Source organism: Aneurinibacillus aneurinilyticus ATCC 12856 (assembly GCF_000466385.1).
Classification (GTDB): Bacteria; Bacillota; Bacilli; order Aneurinibacillales; family Aneurinibacillaceae; genus Aneurinibacillus; species Aneurinibacillus aneurinilyticus.
On record NZ_KE952910.1, the window covers coordinates 58,460 to 79,284 of the forward strand.

A 20,825-nucleotide genomic window follows, 5' to 3' on the forward strand; every position below is an offset into this window, starting at 1 on the left:
TATGAAAAATAATCGGCAGGTCCCATTCATTATCACGACCATAAGCATTATTATTGGTTTCATGCTAACGCTTCAGTTTCGTTCAAATCAGTCAACATTCGCTACTGAACGACAAGATACGTTTCAGCTACGGCAGAATGTACAAAAGGAAATGGAACACCATCAGAAGCTACTAAATGATATATCAAAGTATGAAAAGCTATTAAGTGAATATGAAACATCAATAAATGAAGGCAGCGGTCCTTCCGTGATGCAGGACGAGCTCATTCGTCTTGAGAAAGAACACGGCTTTGCGGATATAGCGGGTTCCGGCATCATTGTTACTATAGAAGATGAGCCCTCTGCTCCTGGTGCAGACAGGTTGCAATCCCCTGTTATTGACCAGGATTTAACTGACTTGACGAGCCTGTTGTTTGCAAATGGTGCAAAGGCAATTGCGGTGAATGGAAATCGTTTAATTGTCAATAGCTCCATTCGCAGCGTTGGCGAGGGTATTCAGGTAGATACCAAGCCTATTGATATGCCTTATATCGTGAAGGCCATAGGTGATCCACAAAGCCTGGAAGCAGCTCTGCGCCTTCCCGGTTCGGATCGTGAGTCGATGGAGGACTGGTTTCATTTTTTGAACAAGAAATTTACCATCCAGAAGTCGGAAAGCATCACGGTTCCTGCCCATAAGGGGGCAGGTGGAGTGAAATATATGAAACCTCTGGAGCAAAAAGGAGCGTCATAAGCGGATGTGGTTACCTGTCATTGGTTTGATTATTGGTGTTGTTCTCGGATTGTCGTTTGAATTCCGCGTGCCGGAAGAGTATAGCAGCTATCTCTCTATTGCTGTGCTAGCTGCTCTGGATACGATTTTCGGTGGCTTGCGGGCCCATCTGGATAACTACTTTGACATTAAAGTGTTTATGTCAGGCTTCTTTTTTAACACGCTTCTTGCAGCTGGACTGGCTTTTCTTGGTGTATATATGGGTGTGGATTTGTATTTAGCGGCGATTTTTGCGTTCGGGGTTCGCCTGTTTAACAACATCGCCGTAATCCGCCGTATCCTCATTGGGCGCTGGTTTGGCGATAAGGAAGAAAAACCATTGTCTTAGTGCATATTTTTTATAATTTTTCACGCTGAAAAAAAAGGGAAACACCGTATAATGTGGAAGTAAATACAGTAACTCATTTTTAGCGCTTGGTTACAAAAATAAAATAAAGAGGAGGTGCCAAACTTGAACAACAGTGAATATATAGTCAGCTTAGATATTGGTACATCCAAAGTCAGAGTAATCATTGGAGAAATTAACAGCGGAACCATCAATATTATCGGGGTTGGAACTGCGGATTCGCAAGGAATAAAAAAAGGCGCCATCGTTGATATCGATGAAACCGTACAAGCGATTCGCGAAGCTATAGAGAAAGCGGAACGGATGGTCGATTTGCCGATTCGTCACGTTGTCGTGGGGATTTCCGGTAATCATATTCAGCTTCAATCCAGTCATGGCGTGGTTGCCGTATCGAGCGAGAATCGAGAAATCGCCGACGAAGATATCGAGCGAGTGATGAAGGCTGCACAAGTGGTTGCTATCCCGCCAGAAAAAGAAATTATCGACGTGGTTCCCGTTCAATATATTGTCGATGGCCTTGGAGAGATTAGTGATCCGAGAGGTATGATGGGTGTGCGTCTGGAAATGGAAGGCACAATCATTACAGGGGCCAAGACTGTCATACATAACTTAGTGCGTTGCGTAGAACGGGCAGGCTTATCTATTGTCGGAATGTATCTTATGCCGCTTGCATCCAGTGAAATTGCGTTGACGAAGGATGAAAAAAATTTAGGTGTAGTGCTTGTAGATATCGGCGCCGGATCTACCACGGTGTCCGTTTTTGAGATGGGTATGTTAAGCTCATTCTCCGTACTTCCGATTGGTGGGGATTACATTACGAATGATATTGCCATCGGACTGCGTACTACTACGGAGGAAGCAAAGCAAATCCAGCTGAATAACGGATGTGCGCTAATTGAAGAAGCAAGTGAAGATGAATGCTTTCTGGTTAAACGAATTGGAAGCGATGTAGAAAAGGAATTTACGCAAGTTGAATTGGCCAGTGTAATTGAGCCCCGCGCTGCAGAAATTTTCAATTTAGTAGAAGATGAACTGCACCTCCTCGGTTATGATACGAGCATACCGAATGGCTTTGTATTGACCGGGGGTGTCGCTAATATTCCGGGCTTGCTGGAGTTGGCGCGTTACGAATTGCAGGCGCCGGTGCGAATTGCTATTCCGGATTACATCGGAGTACGCGATCCCGCTTATACGACGGGGGTCGGTTTAATCAAGTATGCGTCCAAATATTACATGCATCAGATGCCACAGCAACTCGAGATGAAACAACCTCAACCGAAAAGTAACCGAAAGCCTAGTAGTGCACCTAAAGTGCCGAAAGAGCCTAGGGAGCATGGGGGGGTTATCAGAAAGGTTAAAGACTGGTTTAGCGAATTTATTTAGACTGTTTGCATGATAAGTGAGGGGGACTTTAATACATGTTGGAATTCGATTTGGAAATGGATACACTAGCGCAGATAAAGGTTATCGGTGTCGGCGGTGGCGGTAGCAACGCCGTGAACCGTATGATCGATGGCGGCATCCAGGGCGTGGAATTCATCGCTGTAAACACGGATTACCAGGCGCTGAATCTGTCAAAGGCGCAGCACAAGTTGCAAATTGGTGCTAAACTAACACGGGGACTTGGAGCAGGTGCAAATCCGGATGTCGGAAAGAAAGCAGCAGAAGAGAGCCGTGAACAAATCGAGCAAGCCTTGCGCGGAGCGGATCTTGTATTCGTTACGGCAGGAATGGGTGGAGGAACCGGAACAGGTGCTGCGCCTGTTATTGCAGAAATCGCCAAAGAAATTGGCGCGTTGACTGTAGGAGTCGTGACCCGTCCTTTTACGTTTGAAGGACGTAAACGCCAGGTACAGGCAGAACAGGGGATTTGTGGATTAAAAGAAAAAGTAGATACGTTAATTGTCATTCCGAATGATCGCTTGTTGGAAATTGTCGATAAAAATACCCCGATGCTTGAAGCGTTCCGTGAAGCGGATAATGTGCTGCGCCAAGGGGTACAGGGTATTTCCGATTTGATCGCCGTTCCTGGTCTTATCAACTTGGATTTTGCTGATGTGAAGACGATTATGACAGAGCGTGGTTCTGCCCTGATGGGAATCGGAATTGCTACAGGCGAGAATAGAGCGGCTGAGGCGGCAAAGAAAGCAATTTGCAGTCCGTTACTTGAGACATCAATTGACGGCGCCCGCGGTGTGTTGATGAGTATTAACGGTGGTACGAATTTAAGCTTATATGAAGTGAATGAGGCAGCTGATATTGTAGCTTCCGCTTCTGATGCGGAAGTAAATATGATCTTCGGTGCCGTGATTAATGAGAATTTGAAGGACGAAATTGTCGTTACTGTAATTGCGACTGGATTTGAAGAATCACAGCAGCAAATGGCACGTCGTCCACAAATGGATACGGGCCGTGAAAAGCAAATGGGCGTGCAAAACGTGAGAACAGCTCGCCGTGTGAGTCAGGTAGAGGCCGAACGGGAAATTGAAGAGCCTCAAATGCCGTTGCGTCCGGAACCCCGTCAGGCTAATGGCGGTGGTCTAGATAATCTTGATATTCCGACTTTTCTACGCAATCGTAGACGTAAAAAATAAACAAAGAAGCCCTGAGCGCTCTGCTTAGGGCTCTTTTTTACTTTAGTATAATTATAGAACTTATGTTCGTGAATTGCAAGCTTGATTATGAGCTGGTTCAAGCTGTCTCATTGAATCTCTTTCTTTTACGTTTGAAATATAGTGTCGCACATTGTCTAAATTTCCCCTCATATTTTGTCTTAATTTTTCATACGATTTAAGGACACTCCCATCTTTTTCTATGTGATAATAAGAGCACGGAAAAAAGAAGGAAGGAGGCCTGGAACGAATGTGACGATGTATGCTGACGTCGTGTTTCTGACGAATGCCATCATTGATTATATGCTTCTGTATATAACCGGGCATATCTGCCGCCAGCCGCTGAGAAAACGAAGGCTTCTGCTTGCTTCTCTGGTTGGGGCCGCGTATACCGTTTTTTTATTTTTTCCGCCCTTATCTTTCGCATTTACTTTCTTAGCGAAATTTTTATTCTCCTGTTTTATGCTTTTGCTTGCATTTCGCTGGACAAGAATCTGGAACCATCTCCGACTTCTTGGCGTATTTTACGCCGTTTCCTTTTTTATTGGCGGAGGGCTTCTGGGGATTCATCTGATGTTGAAAGAGAAGAGTGAAATCGTTAACGGTATTGTCGTTACACATACTGGCTCATCAGGAACAGATCCGACGCTTTGGTTTATTGTGATTGGGTTCCCATTATTATGGTGGTGTACACGGCGTGGCTATTATAGCTTGAAAGCCAATCGTCAGGCCGATATGCAGCACGTTCGGCTTGAAGTGGACGTGTTCGGTCATACCATTAGTTGCCAGGGTTTCATTGATACGGGAAATCGACTCTATGACCCGTTATCGCGGACGCCAGTCACTGTTATGGAAGCACAAATCTGGGAAGGTATCTTGCCTAAAGAATTGATGCAGCAGTTGGACGGGGACATGCAAGTGGATGAGTTGAATATACCAGAAGAAGAGAGTTGCTGGCTTGAAAGAATGAGATTTATTCCCTATCGTACTGTATCAAGTCAATCCAGTTTTCTGGTTGCTATTCGTCCGGATGAAGTACGCATATATACGGACGATAAAGCCTATCGCCTGACTCGAATGCTTATCGGATTACGTACTGTGAGACTTACAGCTGATGGAAGCTATCAAGCGATTGTACATCCGTCAGCAATAGAAGAAAGGCATGAGATGGCCTCTTAATAGCTACTATTTTACCGAAGAGGAGTGATTGGATGGTTGCAAAGCTACGCTTACTTGTTCAATTATGGTGGTATCGTCTGCTGATTCGTATTGGAGCAAAGGCGGAAGAAATCCATTATATTGGCGGCAGTGAAGCACTCCCGCCTCCGCTGAACAGGGAAGAAGAAGAATATTTGTTAGGCCGTCTTCATACGAAAGATCCGGCGATTCGTTCCATTCTCATTGAACGTAATTTACGTCTGGTCGTCTATATTGCCCGTAAATTTGAGAACACGGGCATTAATATTGAGGACCTGGTAAGCATCGGGACGATTGGATTGATTAAAGCTGTAAACACATTTGATCCGGAGAAAAAAATCAAACTGGCCACATATGCTTCCCGTTGTATTGAGAACGAGATTCTCATGTTTTTGCGCCGTAACAGCAAAGTCAAATCTGAAGTATCGTTTGATGAACCGCTTAATATTGATTGGGATGGAAATGAACTACTGCTCTCCGATGTGCTGGGAACTGAAAATGATATCATCTATCGTGATCTTGAAGAGCAGGTGGATAAAAAGTTACTGTATAAGGCGCTTGATAAGTTATCAGAGAGAGAACGTGTAATTATGGAAATGCGCTTTGGTCTCAATGGAGAGGAAGAAAAAACACAAAAAGATGTCGCTGACATTCTGGGAATTTCCCAGTCTTACATCTCACGTCTGGAAAAACGCATTATTAAAAGGCTAAAAAAAGAGTTCAATAAAATGCTGTAAATCGCTTGAATTGCCTGATGATTCGAAAGCGAATGTCTCATAATAGTCACTGCATAATTTTTCCCTTCACGGAGATACTTATCAGTAACGCTGGCTCCTTCAGGAGGGAAAAATACGTGACACGCAATAAGGTAGAAATCTGCGGAGTGGATACTTCCAAGCTACCCGTACTGACTAATACGCAGATGCGGGAACTGTTTGTCCAACTGCAAAGCGGAGAGTACGCAGCAAGAGAGCAATTGGTAAATGGCAACTTACGCCTGGTGTTAAGTGTAATCCAGCGCTTTAACAATCGCGGAGAATATGTGGATGATTTGTTCCAGGTAGGATGTATAGGGCTAATGAAAGCCATTGATAATTTCGACTTAAGCCAGAATGTTAAATTCTCCACGTATGCTGTTCCGATGATTATCGGAGAAATTCGCAGGTATCTCAGGGATAACAATCCCATCCGCGTCTCCCGTTCTTTACGAGACATTGCATACAAAGCGTTGCAGGTGAGGGATACGCTAACAAATAAAAATTCGCGTGAGCCGACTATCATGGAAATTTCTGAGGAATTGAATGTACCAAAGGAGGATGTGGTCTTTGCACTTGATGCCATCCAAGATCCGGTGTCGTTGTTTGAGCCGATATATCAGGATGGTGGCGATCCGATTTTTGTAATGGATCAAATTAGTGACGAACGGAACCGTGATAGCCAGTGGACCGAAGAGATTGCACTCAAGGAAGCAATGCATCGACTAACGGATAGGGAGAAATTGATCTTATCAATGCGTTTTTTTGAAGGCAAGACGCAGATGGAAGTAGCAGAGGAAATTGGGATTTCTCAGGCCCAAGTATCTAGGCTGGAGAAGGCGGCTATTTCACAAATGCACAAGCATGTACAATAGAATAAATAGAAAAGATAACATGAAGCACAAGCGTCCACCTGATGATGGACGCTTGTTTTTATATAAAGAATCACAGTTACGGAGAAAATCATTGACAGAAGCGAATGTGTTGTTTAATGTATTAAGTGTACTATATAAGATGATACACTTAATACACATAAGATTAAAGAAAGGAGGCGAAAAATTGATTACGATTAATGAACGAAGTACGCTACCTATTTACGAGCAAATTATCCAGCAAATGAAAGAAGCGATTCTTAAAGGGATGCTGCAAGGAGGGGAAAAACTTCCATCCGTACGGGAGTTATCGGCCAGTCTCTTAGTGAATCCAAATACGGTCAGTAAAGCGTACCAAGAATTGGAACGCCAAGGTGTAATCGAAACACTGCGTGGCAAAGGAACATTTGTCTCTAAAAGAACCTCGCCGAGGATGGAACAAGAGCGGCTCGAACAGTTTCAAATGTCGCTCAGGCAACTGACAGTAGAGGCGTTTTATCTTGGAATTAGCACCAAGCAATTTAAGGATTGGGTGGATGAATATATGAGAGAACTAGGGAGGGATAAGCATGCTTAGTGTAAAACGCTTGTCAAAAGAGATGGATGGCCGGCCCACATTATGCGAAGTTTCATTTGAAATTGAGCAGGGTTCGATTGTTGGACTGCTCGGACGCAACGGAGCCGGGAAAACAACGCTGCTACGAACGATGACAGGAATTTTGGATCCAGAGGAAGGATGCGTCGAGTTTGAGGGGAAGGATGTACACCGTTTTCCGGAATATAGACGTCAATTTTTGTATGTTCCCGACTCAACCGAAGTATTTGTTGGCTACACGCCTGATGAATGGGCGGATTTCTATGCAGCGATATATCCAGCATTTGATAAAGCATATTATGGTCAGCTTATGGAACGGTTTGAGTTGCCGCGGCGAAAAAAAATCAAACACTTCTCTAAGGGAATGAAGGCGCTCACTGCAATGATTATGGCATTCTCTGCACGAGTGAGACTTATCTTGCTCGACGAACCGACAAACGGACTCGATCCGATTGTGAAGAAGCAGGTACTTGCCTACCTAGTGGAAGAAGTAGCGGATACAGGTGTGTCACTCATTATTTCCTCGCACCATCTGGAAGAAATTGAGCGTATTGCTGATACGGTCATCTGGCTGAAGAACGGACGAATAGAAGAGGTAATGGTGCTTGAACAATTAAAAAATTCGTTACATAAATTGCAGATTGTATTTAAAGACGAAGCACCTGCTGCTTTGCTTGAAATGCCGAATGTGAGAGTAATTAGTAAAGTAGGGCGTGTATATACGGTTTTAATTGAAGAAAGCGGAACAGATACAGTGCGTCTATTTGAAGTGGAGCAGCCGCTCCTGCTTGAGAAGATGCCGATTCAACTTGAAGATGTATACGTCTTTAAATTAGGAGGAGAGAGACATGTTTAAGCATGCATTATGGAAGAAGGAGTATCGGCAGGCGAAGTTGCTGCTTTGGTTAATTCCTATTGTCTGCCTGCTATTTATGGGAGTGGCGCAAGGATTTCTTATCTGGAATTGGCTTACATACTATGAACATACGTATAACCATGATGTAAGTGCGGAGTCGTTCTACACGGTGATAGATTGGCTGTTTCTTATGCGTAATGTTGTTCTCGCCCTATTGATGGTCATATTGGCTGCTTCACTTATCGGGGTGGAGCGGCGAAATTTACAAAATGATTTTACGTTTTCGTTGCCGTTTTCGAGGGCGCATGTGTTTTTGATCAAGTGGGGGATTGGTGTTGTCTTTCTCGCAGGAGCGCTTTTAAGCAATACAATCATTGATGTTCTTATTATATTGTTCTCCCCTTTTGCCGATCATTTGAACGGATCCTATCACATAAAAGATGTAGTTTTTACTGTCATTATTATAACAGGAATTTATACATTTGCATTGTTTATAGGGACGATTACAGGAAGCGCAGCGGCGCAAACAATTTTGACGGGAATTTTCAGCGTCTTCCCGCTTGGATTTATGGCCATTGTTACGTTCTTTGTTTATGTAAATCTCGGAAGAGACATAGGTAATGTAGTTCATGTATTTAATGCACCTATTTTTAATTTAGTGATTAACTCGACTCTATTTTTCCACGTGGTGGGAGGAAGAGAGATAGTCGCAGGTGAATATATTCACATATGGGGACCGCTATCGTATATCGTGGTGTTTTTGCCTCTCGGACTGTATTGCTACCGTAACAATCGGCTAGAGTACAATGGATGCATCATTTTATTTCCACAGTTACAGCCCGTATTCAAAGTTGGCGTTGCCTTATGTTTTGCTTTATCTCTCGGAATGTTTTTAACGGTGCTGACTGTTGATTTTGATAGCAATCGGTCAGTGTTACTTTTATCATATTATCTAGGATTTATTGGGGGCGGACTGGTAACACTGGTGCTAATGCGAAAGATAATGAAAATTCGTTTCAAAGTATAGACGATAGAGAGACAACTATAAAGAAAAGCTGCCCTGCGTTATGCGCAGGGCAGCTTTTCCTTTGAGGATTATTTTCCTAAATACTTATTATAGATTTCATCGTATTTTCCGTTTTCTTTTACAGTGGCAAGACCCTTATTAAGTTTATCGAGCAGCTCTTTATTCCCTTTTTTTACAGCGATACCATATTGCTCTTGCTCAGCTGATGTATCCTCGATGATGTTTACATTATCGAGTTTTAGTTGTTCCATAAATTTCTTTACTACCGCATTATCAGCGACTACAGCATCAATACGGCCATTTTTCATATCTTCAATAGCGCCTGCTACTTCTTCGAAGCCTTTCAGTCCGCTATATCCTTTACCAAGATGTTTCTCCACAAGAAACTGCCCGGTTGTTCCAGATTGCACACCAATTTTTTTGCCTTTCAAATCAGCGACTTTACTTACAGCAGGAGCGTTTTTCTTCATAAGAATGACCTGTTTTGCGGTAAAATACGGCGTGGTAAAATCAAATGATTTTTTACGTTCCTTTGTAATTGTAATACCTGCAATTCCTACATCGACGGAGCCGTCCTCAAGTCCGGCCATCATAGCATCCCATCCGGTATGTTTGACCTGAACCTCGATATTTTGTGTTTCGGCAATCGCTTTAATTAGGTCGATATCAAATCCCTGAGGCTCTCCTGTTGGAGACATGAATTCAAACGGTGGAAAGGAAGCGTCGGTTCCGACCGTAATTTTTTTTCCGCTTGCGGATGTGCTTCCTTCTTTTGCTCCACCTCCGCATCCAGCAAGAGCAAAGACAAACAAACATGCAAGAAACAACAATGAGAACTTCTTTTTCATGTGTATGTTGACCTCCATTGCTTAGTAACCATATTGTTTATTCATAAACATACGCGAATAAGTATACAACCGAGTGCTTATTCTGACAAGTCCTGAAAATATAAGAGGGCCTTTTAGGACATTTCTCAAAGTTTCTTCATATACTGAATACAAGCGGGTTGCTATTGAAATATCAAACGGCATATACGTACAAAGCGAGGTGAACAGGATATGGTTAAAGTTTCTGAATTTCAGGAAAAAGATGTGGTAAATATATTAGATGGGAAAAATCTAGGACAGGTGACCGACTTGGAAATTAACCTGCAGGCGGGACAAGTGGAGGCAATTGTCGTGCCTGGTAAAGGAAATGGCAAATTCTTTGGTTTTTTTGGCGGAGGGGAAGATATCATTATTCCGTGGCGTAACATTGTCAAAATTGGCAAAGATGTCATTCTTGTTCGTTTGGATGATATGATGCCACTTACGAAACCGGAAGCTGTGGAAGGAGGATACCGTCCGTAACACCCGTGTTCCTTTCTTCCTTTTCTTATAGGAAAGAGAATGGTAAGATTCTTATGAGGAGGGAAGAGAATGGAACCATTTATCATGCGGGAGCGGGAATTCATGCTGCATCTTGAAAGCTGGGAGCGCAGGTGGCCTCAGCTTGTGGCCGGCTTTTCCACACGAAAGGGCGGAGCGAGCCGGAATGAGTTCGCCAGTTTTAACTGTGGATTGCATGTAGGTGATACCGCAGAGCATGTGATTGAGAATAGACGAAAGCTCGCCTGTGAGAACGGATTTTCCTACACCGTTTTTACGTGTGCGGATCAGGTGCACGGAAACGGGATTCGCATTATTGCGGGAGAAGATATAGGAGCAGGCAGAGCGGCGCATGATGAAGCGATTAGGCAGACAGATGGATTACTTACAGATAAACCGAATGTGTTTCTGGCATCTTTCTATGCTGATTGTGTACCACTCTTCTTTTATGCACCGAGCGCGCAGATTCTCGGGATAGCCCATGCCGGGTGGCGGGGAACGGTGGCGCGCATCGGTCCCGGAATGGTACAGACGATGAGGCGGACATGGGGCATCAAATCGGAAGATATTTATGCCGCCATTGGTCCATCCATTGGTTCATGCTGCTATGAAGTGAATGATGCGGTGTCGGATCGGGTGAAAGAGGTGGTGGGAGATAAAGCTGCACACGTTCTGGCACCAGGAATTGAAGCTGGAAAATATATGTTGAATTTACAGGAAACAAATCGAATTTTGCTTGAAGAGGCAGGAATCTCACCTGCGCATATCGAAGTGAGTCATTTATGTACAAGTTGTCGAACAGACTTATTCTTCTCTCATCGAAAAGAAAATGGAAAGACAGGTCGGATGGCAGCTTTTATCGCATTGAAAGAGGGGTAAGGAAGGACGTTGTCATATATTACAGAAAATTTGCGACAAGTACAAGCAACCATTCAATCTAGCTGTGAACGAGCAGGACGCTCTTCATCGGAAGTGCAAATTGTGGCAGTGACTAAATATGTATCATTAGAGACGACGCGTGCAGCACTTGAGGCTGGCATTCGCCATATTGGAGAGAGTCGTACGCAGGATGCTGTGCCTAAGTGGGAAGCGCTTGGTGAAAAGGCAGCCACATGGCACTTTATTGGCCATTTGCAAACAAATAAAGTACGGGATATGATTGGTCGTTTTGCATATGTTCATTCGCTTGATCGCCTGTCTTTAGCGAAGGAATTGAACAAGCGCAGTGAACAGCAGCAGAGTATAACCCATTGTATGGTTCAGGTTAACATCTCAGGAGAAGAGACCAAGCATGGTCTCACACCACAGGAGGTACCGGACTTTCTTGCAGCTATTCATGATATGCCTTACATCAAGGCGAATGGATTCATGACAATGGCGCCGTATGTGGAAGATCCTGAAGAGGTAAGATGGGTTTTCCGGGAACTTCGCGAGCTTCGTGAACGTATGCAACAGCAATATCCGAAGCTTTCGCTGGAACATTTGAGCATGGGCATGTCGAACGATTATCATATTGCCGTGGAAGAAGGAGCTACGTTCATTCGGTTGGGCTCTACGTTGGTTGGTGACGAACGAAATTGAGATTACTTATGTAAGGAGAGCGATGTACATGGGCGTCGTTAACAAAATCAAGGAGTTTTTGGGGCTTGGTGGCGATGCGGCATATTATGAGGAAGAAGTCATCGACGAACGTACAGAGTATGAAGAAGAGGAAGAATCATACGTAAAGCCGCGCAAAAACCGTCAGGGTAATAATGTTGTTAGCCTGCATGCCGTCAAAGAACAGGCGCCCCGTGTCATGCTGGTGGAGCCGAAATCTTATGAAGAGGTTCAGGAGATTGCGGACCATCTTTGCTCCAGACGAGGGGTCGTCATTAACTTGCAGCGTGTCCCAGCAGAACAGGCAAAGCGAATTATCGACTTTTTGAGCGGTACAGTGTACGCTATTAATGGAACGATTCAGCGTATTGGGCATAAGACGTTTTTGTGCCTGCCCGAGTATATGGAGGTGCAGGGCAACATTACAGAAATGATGTTTGATGATAGAGGTTAAGCAGCCGAGGTGAAAAAATGGTTCAACTTACTGGGATTATAGGATTTGCATTTAATATTTATTATTACATGATCATTATTTATATTTTAATGTCATGGCTTCCCCAATTACGTGAGACATCGTTTGGGGAAATGCTGGGCCGATTGGTGGAACCGTATTTACAGATTTTCCGCCGCTTTATTCCGCCCCTTGGCATGATTGACATTTCGCCGATTGTTGCACTGTTTGCTTTGCATTTTGCGCAACGTGGACTTTTAAGCATCTTGTATTCACTGGTGTAGTATAAATGGATTTACATCAGCATTTCCGGCGGGATGAGCATCCGTTCGTGGAACGGGTGCTGGAGTGGACAAGCCGTGTCAGCGACCGATACGAAGTCATTCGCACGGATTTTCTTGATCCGCGTCAGGCATTTATCGTACGGGCGCTCGCAGGTCGGGAAGTCGGCGTATATTTTGCACTATGCGGTGGATATGAAGGGGCCGAGCGCGTACGCGGAATCCTCCATCCAGAGTATATGGAGCCGGAGCGAGAAGAGTTTGGAGTACAGCTGCTTGAAGTAAAGGGAAGCAATGAGTTTCTTTCACTTGAGCATCGCGATTATCTTGGTTCGTTGCTCGGTCTAGGTATAAAAAGGGAAAAATTTGGAGATATACTTGTCCATAAGGACAGCGCACAGCTTATTGTTGCAGAAGAAATTGCCGAGTATGTGCGTTTACATATGACCCAGGTTCACCGGATTCATGTTACAGTGGAGTCTAAACTGCTTGATGAGGTGAATGTACCCGAGCAGTCGTTTCGCCCGCTTTCGTTTACCGTGCAATCCCCAAGGCTTGACGCTGTAATTGGAGATGTATACCGCCTTTCACGGGCAAAAGTTATCGCACCCATTCAGAATGGAAGGGCGAAGGTGAATTGGCGAGAGGTCAATGATCCTGCGTTTCGACTTGAAGAAGGAGATGTTGTCTCGTTCAAAGGTTTTGGCAGATTTAAGGTGAGCGGGATTGGCGGAGAAACGAAAAAAGGGCGAATAAAAATGGAAGTTGCGGTTTTTGATTGAATCACGTAATGAAGTTTCACTTTATAGGAGGTGGACCGGTGTGTCGTTAACACCATTGGATATTCATAATAAGGAATTTAGCCGCGTATTCCGCGGATATGATGAAGATCAAGTAAATGAGTTTCTTGATCAAATTATTAAAGAATTTGATATTATGCTGAAAGAAAAGCGTCAGCTCGAAGAGAGGGTCGCAACGCTGAATGAAAAGCTTTCACAGTTCGCCAACATTGAAGAGACGTTGAAGAAGTCGCTTATCATGGCACAGGAAACGGCGGATGAATTAAAAGCCAATGCACGTAAAGAAGCACAGCTTATCGTTAAGGAAGCGGAGAAGAACGCGGATCGCCTTATTAATGATGCGCTCGCAAAATCACGTAAGCTTGTCTCCGAGATTGACGAGCTTAAACGCCGGGCTTCCGTATATCGCATGCGTTTTCGTTCCATTTTAGAAGCGCAACTGGAAATGCTTGATAATGGCGATTGGGAGAACTTCGAGAAAATTGAGGAAGACCTTGCAAAAAATATGACAGAGTAATACCGCGCACGCCCCGTGTTAGTTGACGTTAGGGTAATAACTGGTCTATAATTCTTAAGATAACCAGGTTTCTTCAAAAGGGATATTTAGTAGCCTTCTCGTCCCGTCTAGATGGGCTGGGGAGGCTATTTTGTTATTTAGTATATTCACTGTGGGAGATGAAACGAGGATGGATTACAGTAAAACCTTGAAACTGCCAAAGACGGATTTCCCGATGCGGGGAGGTCTGCCAACCCGTGAGCCTGAGATGCAGGCCCAATGGGAAGAGAATAATATTTATAAAAAAGTGCAAGCTCGTACTAATGGGCGTCCGAAATTCATTCTGCATGACGGACCGCCGTATGCTAACGGTGATATTCATATCGGGCATGCGCTGAATAAAGTGCTGAAGGATTTTATCGTTCGCTCCAAGTCGATGTTAGGTTTTGACGCTCCGTATGTTCCAGGGTGGGATACCCATGGTCTTCCGATAGAGCATGCCATTATCAAAAACGAAAAAATTGACCGCCACAAAGTTGGCATCGTTGAATTTCGTGAACGCTGCGCGGACTATGCCTACAAATATGTTGAGAAGCAAAAAGAGCAATTTAAACGTCTTGGCGTACGTGGCGACTGGGACAATCCATACATTACACTAAAGCCTGAGTATGAGGCACGCCAGATTAAAATTTTCGGAGAGATGGCGAAAAAAGGCTATATTTACAAGGGGCTTAAAGCTGTGTACTGGTCTCCTTCATCTGAGACAGCACTGGCAGAAGCCGAAATTGAATATAAAGATAAGCGCTCTGCTTCGATTTATGTGGCGTTCCCGGTTATTGAGGGGAACGGCAAACTGGCGGAAGGCGACAAAGTTGTAATTTGGACGACCACACCTTGGACCATGCCGGCTAATCTGGCAGTTGCTATCCATCCTGAGCTGGAATACTCGCTTGTTAAAACAGGCGGGGAAAAGTTCCTGATCGCTTCCGGTTTACTAGAAAATGTGGCACAAACGATCGGGTGGGAAACATATGAGGTCGTAGCTGAATATAAAGGTGCCGAACTGGAAGGTGTCGTATGTCGTCACCCATTCTATGATCGCAGATCCCCGCTTCTGCCAGGTGAGCATGTTACGCTTGAAGCTGGTACCGGTTGTGTTCATACTGCCCCAGGACACGGGGAAGATGACTTCTATCTTGGACAGAAGTACGGACTTGATATTTTATGTCCAGTAGATGGCAAAGGAGTCATGACGAAGGAAGCACCAGGTTTTGAGGGCGTATTTTATGATGACGCCAATAAGCTAATTACGGAAAAGTTAAAAGAAGTCGGCGCTCTTCTGCATATGAATTTCATTACACACTCATATCCGCATGATTGGCGTTCAAAGCAGCCGATTATTTTCCGTGCGACTGAGCAATGGTTTGCATCCATAGATGGCTTCCGCCAGGAGATGCTTGCTGCTATTAAGGAAGTAAAATGGATGCCGCACTGGGGTGAACAACGTCTGCATAATATGATTGCTGATCGTGGAGACTGGTGCATTTCCCGTCAGCGTGTCTGGGGTGTTCCGATTCCGATTTTCTATTGCCTGGATTGCAATGAGGCACTGATTAATGATGATACGATTAATCATGTTTCTGACTTATTTCGTCGTGAAGGTTCTTCTGTATGGTTCGCCAAGGAAGCTGATGAACTGCTACCGGAAGGCATGACATGCCAGCACTGTGGTGGCAAGCACTTCCGCAAAGAGACGGACATTATGGATGTTTGGTTCGACTCGGGTTCTAGTCATGAATCGGTATTAAGAGAACGTGAAGAGCTGGCATGGCCGGCTGACTTGTACCTGGAAGGATCGGACCAATACCGTGGCTGGTTCAACTCGTCCTTGTCGACTGCGGTAGCCGTATATGGACGCGCGCCGTACAAAGCCGTATTAAGCCATGGCTTTACGCTGGACGGAGAAGGACGTAAAATGTCCAAATCTCTGGGCAATGTTATCGTGCCGAAGAAAATCATGGATCAGCTTGGTGCAGATATATTGCGTCTGTGGGTAGCATCTGTGGATTACCAGTCGGATGTGCGCATCTCTGATGCTATTCTGAAGCAAATTGCAGAAGCATACCGTAAAATCCGCAATACATTCCGTTTCCTGCTCGGCAATCTGGAGGGATTCGATCCGAAGACGGATCGTTTGTCATATGAACAGCTTGATGAGCTTGACCGTTACATGGTTTTGAAAAACCAGAAGGTGATTCAGAAGGTACGTACAGCATATGAGGAATATCAATTCCATATAGTGTATAACACAATCCATAATTTCTGCTCGATTGAGCTTAGTTCATTCTATCTTGATATTTCTAAGGACCGTTTGTATGCAGATGCAGAAAAGTCGCTGCGTCGCCGCTCGGCACAGACCGTTATGTATGATATTCTTCTGGATCTTGTCCGGCTGGTTGCTCCTATCATTCCGCACACGGCGGATGAAGTATGGAACTACATCCCGGGTACAGACGTTGAAAGCGTACAATTGACGGATATGCCTGAAGCTGATATGAAGCAACTGGATGAAGCGCTTGAAGTGAAATGGGACCGTCTGGTGGAAATTCGTGATGAAGTGAACAAAGCGCTTGAGGAAGCGCGCCGTGAAAAAGTCATCGGTCAATCGCTCTCCGCTTCCGTAGCGATTTATCCGGGGGAAGCGGCAGAAAAAGCGTTGAAGAAAGCAGAAGCTCGTTTGAAAGAACTGTTTATCGCTTCGCATGTCACGCTTTACCCTTCCTCCGAAAAGGCGCCAGAGACTGCTGTACAGCTTGAAGGACTTGCAGTTGCGGTGAAGCCGGCGGACGGGGAGAAATGCGAACGCTGCTGGATCATCACGCCTGAAGTGGGAAGCGATGCTGACCATCCAACATTGTGCTCGCGCTGCGCATCGGTTGTTAAACAGGAAGTAAATGCGTAGCGACGCGCGGAGGCGGGAGGAAGTCTTTTGATTTATTATTATGTGCTTGCGCTGCTCGTATTTTTTGCCGATCGCATAGCGAAATGGCTGGTCGTGACTTATATGGAGTTTGGCCAGTCCATCCCCTTGTGGGAAGGAGTATTTCATCTGACTTCTCACAGAAATAGAGGGGCAGCATTCGGAATTTTAGAGAATCAGCGCGGTTTCTTTATTGTCATTACCATAGCGATTATCGTCGGGATTATATGGTATTTGCGGAAGGCATATAAGGAGAGCAAGCTTGTCTCCTTAGCACTGGCACTTATTCTAGGGGGCGCGATCGGCAATTTCTATGATCGTGTGCTAACAGGAGAAGTGGTCGACTTTTTGGACTTTACGCTAATTAACTTCCCGATTTTTAATATCGCCGATTCGGCCATTGTCATCGGTGTCAGTCTATTTGTAATCGATGGCATACGGGAGTTATTGATGAACGGACGGGATCGCAAATATGAATAACGAAGAACGTTATGAACGCCACGATTGGCTAGTAGAGCCGGAAGATATCGGAGAGCGTGTAGATAAATTCCTTGCCACTATGCAGGAAGAATGGTCTCGCAGCCAGCTCCAGAGCTGGATTAAAGCTGGATTGCTTACGGTAAACGGAAAGCTGATTAAAGGAAATTACCGCCTCCAGGGGGACGATGAAGTAACGCTGATGGTACCTCCGGCTCGCGAAGTCGATATTCAGCCGGAGAATATTCCGCTTGATGTTGTGTACGAAGACAGTGACGTTATTGTTGTGAACAAGCAGCGTGGACTGGTCGTTCATCCAGCACCAGGCCATTATTCGGGCACATTGGTCAATGCGCTGCTGTATCATTGTCAGGATTTATCAGGCATTAATGGCGTACTTCGTCCAGGTATTGTACACCGAATCGATAAAGATACATCCGGTTTACTAATGGCAGCCAAAAATGATAAGGCACATGAGTCGTTGGCTAATCAATTGAAAGACCATACGGTTACCCGGCGCTATATTGCGCTGGTACACGGGGTTATCTCGCATGAAAAAGGAACCATTGATGCACCGATAGGCCGCGATCCGAAGAACCGTCAACAAATGGCGGTCGTATTTGAAAACAGCAAGCCTGCGATTTCGCACTTCGTTGTGCTGGAGCGTTTTAAAGAACATACGCTTGTTGAAATGAAGCTGGAAACAGGGCGAACGCATCAGATTCGTGTGCATATGAAATATATCGGGCATCCATTGGTTGGTGATCCGAAATATGGACCGAAGAATTTGTTTTCTATCGAAGGGCAGGCGCTGCATGCGAAAACGCTCGGGTTTAATCATCCTACAACAGGGGAGCACCTGGAGTTCCATGCACAGTTGCCGCATGATATAGAAGCAATTCTAGCTCAGCTTAGACTTGAATAAATGATGTTGACAGTTTCCCGATTTCATGTCATAATTCATTTAATTACAAAGAAACCTTTAATTCAGTCCTGTGAGGCTGGCAAGGAAATCGGACACGTTTGGTGAAAAAAGGGGAGAGTTGTATAGCTCCTGCATTTTTCCTGAACTTGAAAAGCTTTCTGCCTCTCGCAGAAAGCTTTTTTTATGCCTGATTACTTTATTTACGGACAAAATAAATTTATGTGCGTAAGGAGAGAAGCGTGACGACGATGAGTGAATGGAAAGAAAAAAACGTACTTTTGGATGAAGCTGCTATGCGCCGGGCGCTGACCCGGATTGCCCATGAAATTATCGAACGAAATAAAGGCGTAGAAAACTGTGTTCTTATCGGCATTCGCACAAGAGGAATTTACTTGGCGCAACGTTTGGCAGAGCGCGTTGCGCAAATCGAAGGCCAGAGAATCGCGGTTGGAGAGCTGGACATTACGCTTTATAGGGACGATTTGACTCGTAAACAGGAACAGCCGACGATTAAAGGCAGTGAGATTAGCGAGGATATTACGAATAAGAAAGTTATTCTTGTTGATGATGTACTTTTTACCGGTCGTACGGTACGGGCTGCACTGGATGCGTTGATGGATATTGGACGTCCAGAAATGATTCAGCTAGCGGTACTTATCGATCGTGGACATCGCGAACTTCCAATCCGCCCGGATTATGTTGGTAAGAATGTGCCGACTTCTAAGGAAGAGATGATTGTTGTAGAGCTTGCGGAAGTCGATAATCGTGAATGTGTCACAATTTTAGAGAAAAGCAAGTAAAAGAATTAAGATAAGTCAATCCAAACATACCCTTTAACTCAGTCCTGTGAGACTGGTAAGGAAGGAGAAAACAAAATGATCAAGAAGGACTATATTGATGTACACGAAACGCCTGCTATCCAGAAGCTTATACCGCTGAGCTTGCAGCATTTGTTCGCCATGTTTGGCTCAACTGTGCTGGTACCGCTTCTGACTGGGCTTGATGTATCTGTCGCGCTGCTGACAAGTGGGATCGGCACGCTCCTGTTTTTGCTGATTACAAGGGGCAAGCTACCGAATTATCTCGGCTCATCCTTCGCTTTCATCGGTCCGATTATTACCGTAAGCGCAAGTCAGGGAGTTGGAACGGCCATGCTTGGCTGCTTCATTGCAGGTCTGGTCTACCTCGTGGTAGCGCTGGTTGTCAAAATGGCAGGGATTAATTGGCTCAATCGTCTGCTTCCGCCTGTGCTTATCGCATCGATTATTATCGTTATCGGTCTGAGCATTTCCGGTGTAGCGGTCGGCTGGGCATTGAATGACCCGCTAAGTGACCCGGCTAAGCCCGCATACTCACTTGCTGCAGTAGAAGTAGCGTTTGTGACATTAGCGATGACAGTAATCGCTAATCTGTTCTTCCGTGGTTTTTTATCTGTACTTCCGGTTCTAATGGGAATGGTTGTTGGTTATATCTATACGTACATTCGTCATCCGGAATGGATTGACTTTAAAAGCGTAGCGGCAGCGCCGCTCTTTATTACACCGAGTATGTGGATGAAAGAACATTTTGTTACAGGCCAGGTGCTTGATGCGTTTACGTCTCCAACTGCATGGATGACTGCACTTATTATTGCACCTGTAGCCTTCGTTACACTGGCTGAGCATATCGGTCACCTACTGGTGACAGCCAATATTATGAATCGTGACTTGATGCGCGACCCGGGCCTGCACCGCTCGGTTGCAGGCGATGGTGTAGCGGTTATTTTCGCTTCCTTTCTAGGAGGGCCGCCGAGCACAACATATGGAGAGAACATGGGAGTTTTGGCCATGACGAAAGTGTACAGTCGCGTGGTTATTGGTGGTGCGGCCTGCTTCGCGATTTTGTTCGCCTTCGTAGGTAAAATCGGTGCCCTGCTCATGACGATTCCAAAGCCGGTATTAGGCGGTGTCACCATTGTGCTGTTCGGTATTATCGCAGTACAAGGTATGCGCATGTATGTTGAACATAATATTGACTTTGCTCATAAGCGAAATATGGTGGTTGCAGCAATTGTGCTCGTAACTGGAATTGGAGGGTTCAAATTGGACTTCCACGAAATAACGTTCAGCAATTTCATAGCACACTTGACTGTCGATAATATTGCAATGGCTACCTTCCTCGGCATGCTGCTGCACGCAGTATTGCCGAATAAAGAGGTCGCTTTTGGAAACAACGGTAAAAAAAATGAACAATTGCATAAGCAAGCATCATAATCATCCTTTAAAACAGTCCCGTGAGCCTGGTAAGGATGCCGTGGTGTATATGAAACAGGAGAAAGCAGCCTTCATCTGGTCGCAAAGACGGATGATTGGGAAAGACAGGCTCCTTTTTTCCGAGTGCATATACAAAAGGGCTTCTTACCGAACGGGACGGTAGGA

23 protein-coding genes are annotated in these 20,825 nt (G+C 44.9%); 22 read left to right on the top strand and 1 reads right to left on the bottom strand.

What is annotated here, in order from left to right:
• Position 1 precedes the first annotated feature (1 nt).
• From HMPREF0083_RS24290 to HMPREF0083_RS24335, 10 genes are all read left to right on the top strand, one after another.
• Positions 2–733 (top strand): DUF881 domain-containing protein, encoded by a 732-nt coding sequence (locus tag HMPREF0083_RS24290; RefSeq protein WP_021624599.1) that lies wholly within the window; start codon positions 2–4, stop codon positions 731–733.
• Positions 734–737: 4 nt separating this feature from the next.
• Entirely contained in the window at positions 738–1,100 is a 363-nt protein-coding gene (locus tag HMPREF0083_RS24295) for a small basic family protein (protein WP_021624600.1), read from the top strand.
• Positions 1,101–1,223: 123 nt separating this feature from the next.
• A complete protein-coding gene (gene ftsA / locus HMPREF0083_RS24300; protein WP_040304856.1) occupies positions 1,224–2,501 on the top strand; it encodes a cell division protein FtsA in 1,278 nt (425 codons plus the stop codon).
• 35 nt (positions 2,502–2,536) lie between these two features.
• A complete protein-coding gene (gene ftsZ, locus HMPREF0083_RS24305) occupies positions 2,537–3,712 on the top strand; it encodes a cell division protein FtsZ (protein ID WP_021624602.1) in 1,176 nt (391 codons plus the stop codon).
• A 276-nt stretch (positions 3,713–3,988) separates the two neighbouring features.
• Complete coding sequence (gene spoIIGA, locus HMPREF0083_RS24310) at positions 3,989–4,909, top strand: sigma-E processing peptidase SpoIIGA (RefSeq protein ID WP_040304921.1); 921 nt, start codon at positions 3,989–3,991, stop codon at positions 4,907–4,909.
• A gap of 32 nt (positions 4,910–4,941) precedes the next feature.
• On the top strand, positions 4,942–5,664 hold the full coding sequence (sigE, locus tag HMPREF0083_RS24315) for an RNA polymerase sporulation sigma factor SigE (protein WP_021624604.1): 723 nt from the start codon (positions 4,942–4,944) through the stop codon (positions 5,662–5,664).
• Between the two features lie 116 nt (positions 5,665–5,780).
• The gene (sigG, locus tag HMPREF0083_RS24320) at positions 5,781–6,557 is read left to right on the top strand and encodes an RNA polymerase sporulation sigma factor SigG (RefSeq protein ID WP_040304859.1); all 777 of its coding nucleotides are present in this window, start codon (positions 5,781–5,783) and stop codon (positions 6,555–6,557) included.
• Between the two features lie 184 nt (positions 6,558–6,741).
• Positions 6,742–7,131 (top strand): GntR family transcriptional regulator, encoded by a 390-nt coding sequence (locus tag HMPREF0083_RS24325; RefSeq protein ID WP_040304862.1) that lies wholly within the window; start codon positions 6,742–6,744, stop codon positions 7,129–7,131.
• Complete coding sequence (locus HMPREF0083_RS24330) at positions 7,124–8,005, top strand: ABC transporter ATP-binding protein (protein WP_021624607.1); 882 nt, start codon at positions 7,124–7,126, stop codon at positions 8,003–8,005. The genes HMPREF0083_RS24325 and HMPREF0083_RS24330 overlap by 8 nt, the downstream gene beginning before the upstream one ends.
• On the top strand, positions 7,998–9,032 hold the full coding sequence (locus tag HMPREF0083_RS24335) for a hypothetical protein (RefSeq protein ID WP_021624608.1): 1,035 nt from the start codon (positions 7,998–8,000) through the stop codon (positions 9,030–9,032). The genes HMPREF0083_RS24330 and HMPREF0083_RS24335 overlap by 8 nt, the downstream gene beginning before the upstream one ends.
• A 68-nt stretch (positions 9,033–9,100) precedes the next feature.
• Here HMPREF0083_RS24335 and HMPREF0083_RS24340 read toward each other — a convergent pair whose 3' ends face one another.
• Positions 9,101–9,880 (bottom strand): basic amino acid ABC transporter substrate-binding protein, encoded by a 780-nt coding sequence (locus tag HMPREF0083_RS24340; protein WP_051354794.1) that lies wholly within the window; start codon positions 9,878–9,880, stop codon positions 9,101–9,103.
• Between the two features lie 210 nt (positions 9,881–10,090).
• Here HMPREF0083_RS24340 and HMPREF0083_RS24345 point away from each other — a divergent pair, with 210 nt between their 5' ends.
• The 12 genes from HMPREF0083_RS24345 (at position 10,091) to HMPREF0083_RS24400 (ending at position 20,660) form a co-directional block, all read left to right on the top strand.
• Positions 10,091–10,381 carry a YlmC/YmxH family sporulation protein gene (locus HMPREF0083_RS24345; protein ID WP_021624611.1) on the top strand — a complete coding sequence of 97 codons (291 nt, stop codon included), beginning with the start codon at positions 10,091–10,093 and terminating at the stop codon, positions 10,379–10,381.
• A 69-nt stretch (positions 10,382–10,450) separates the two neighbouring features.
• Positions 10,451–11,278: a peptidoglycan editing factor PgeF gene (gene pgeF, locus HMPREF0083_RS24350; protein ID WP_021624612.1), complete on the top strand. Its 828-nt coding sequence runs from the start codon at positions 10,451–10,453 to the stop codon at positions 11,276–11,278.
• 9 nt (positions 11,279–11,287) lie between these two features.
• The gene (locus tag HMPREF0083_RS24355; protein ID WP_040304865.1) at positions 11,288–11,980 is read left to right on the top strand and encodes a YggS family pyridoxal phosphate-dependent enzyme; all 693 of its coding nucleotides are present in this window, start codon (positions 11,288–11,290) and stop codon (positions 11,978–11,980) included.
• Between the two features lie 28 nt (positions 11,981–12,008).
• Positions 12,009–12,452, top strand: coding sequence for a cell division protein SepF (locus tag HMPREF0083_RS24360; protein WP_040304868.1), 444 nt, complete (start codon positions 12,009–12,011; stop codon positions 12,450–12,452).
• Between the two features lie 17 nt (positions 12,453–12,469).
• Entirely contained in the window at positions 12,470–12,733 is a 264-nt protein-coding gene (locus tag HMPREF0083_RS24365; protein ID WP_021624615.1) for a YggT family protein, read from the top strand.
• Positions 12,734–12,738: 5 nt separating this feature from the next.
• Positions 12,739–13,512 (top strand): YlmH family RNA-binding protein, encoded by a 774-nt coding sequence (locus HMPREF0083_RS24370; protein ID WP_021624616.1) that lies wholly within the window; start codon positions 12,739–12,741, stop codon positions 13,510–13,512.
• 40 nt (positions 13,513–13,552) lie between these two features.
• Entirely contained in the window at positions 13,553–14,047 is a 495-nt protein-coding gene (locus tag HMPREF0083_RS24375) for a DivIVA domain-containing protein (protein ID WP_040304870.1), read from the top strand.
• 169 nt (positions 14,048–14,216) lie between these two features.
• A complete protein-coding gene (gene ileS / locus HMPREF0083_RS24380) occupies positions 14,217–16,988 on the top strand; it encodes an isoleucine--tRNA ligase (protein ID WP_021624618.1) in 2,772 nt (923 codons plus the stop codon).
• 30 nt (positions 16,989–17,018) lie between these two features.
• Positions 17,019–17,486 (top strand): signal peptidase II, encoded by a 468-nt coding sequence (gene lspA / locus HMPREF0083_RS24385; protein ID WP_040304925.1) that lies wholly within the window; start codon positions 17,019–17,021, stop codon positions 17,484–17,486.
• Entirely contained in the window at positions 17,479–18,408 is a 930-nt protein-coding gene (locus HMPREF0083_RS24390; protein ID WP_021624620.1) for an RluA family pseudouridine synthase, read from the top strand. Before lspA ends, HMPREF0083_RS24390 begins: the two co-directional genes overlap by 8 nt.
• A 248-nt stretch (positions 18,409–18,656) precedes the next feature.
• Positions 18,657–19,208: a bifunctional pyr operon transcriptional regulator/uracil phosphoribosyltransferase PyrR gene (gene pyrR, locus HMPREF0083_RS24395; protein WP_021624621.1), complete on the top strand. Its 552-nt coding sequence runs from the start codon at positions 18,657–18,659 to the stop codon at positions 19,206–19,208.
• A 75-nt stretch (positions 19,209–19,283) separates the two neighbouring features.
• A complete protein-coding gene (locus HMPREF0083_RS24400) occupies positions 19,284–20,660 on the top strand; it encodes a uracil-xanthine permease family protein (protein WP_021624622.1) in 1,377 nt (458 codons plus the stop codon).
• Positions 20,661–20,825: the final 165 nt, after the last annotated feature.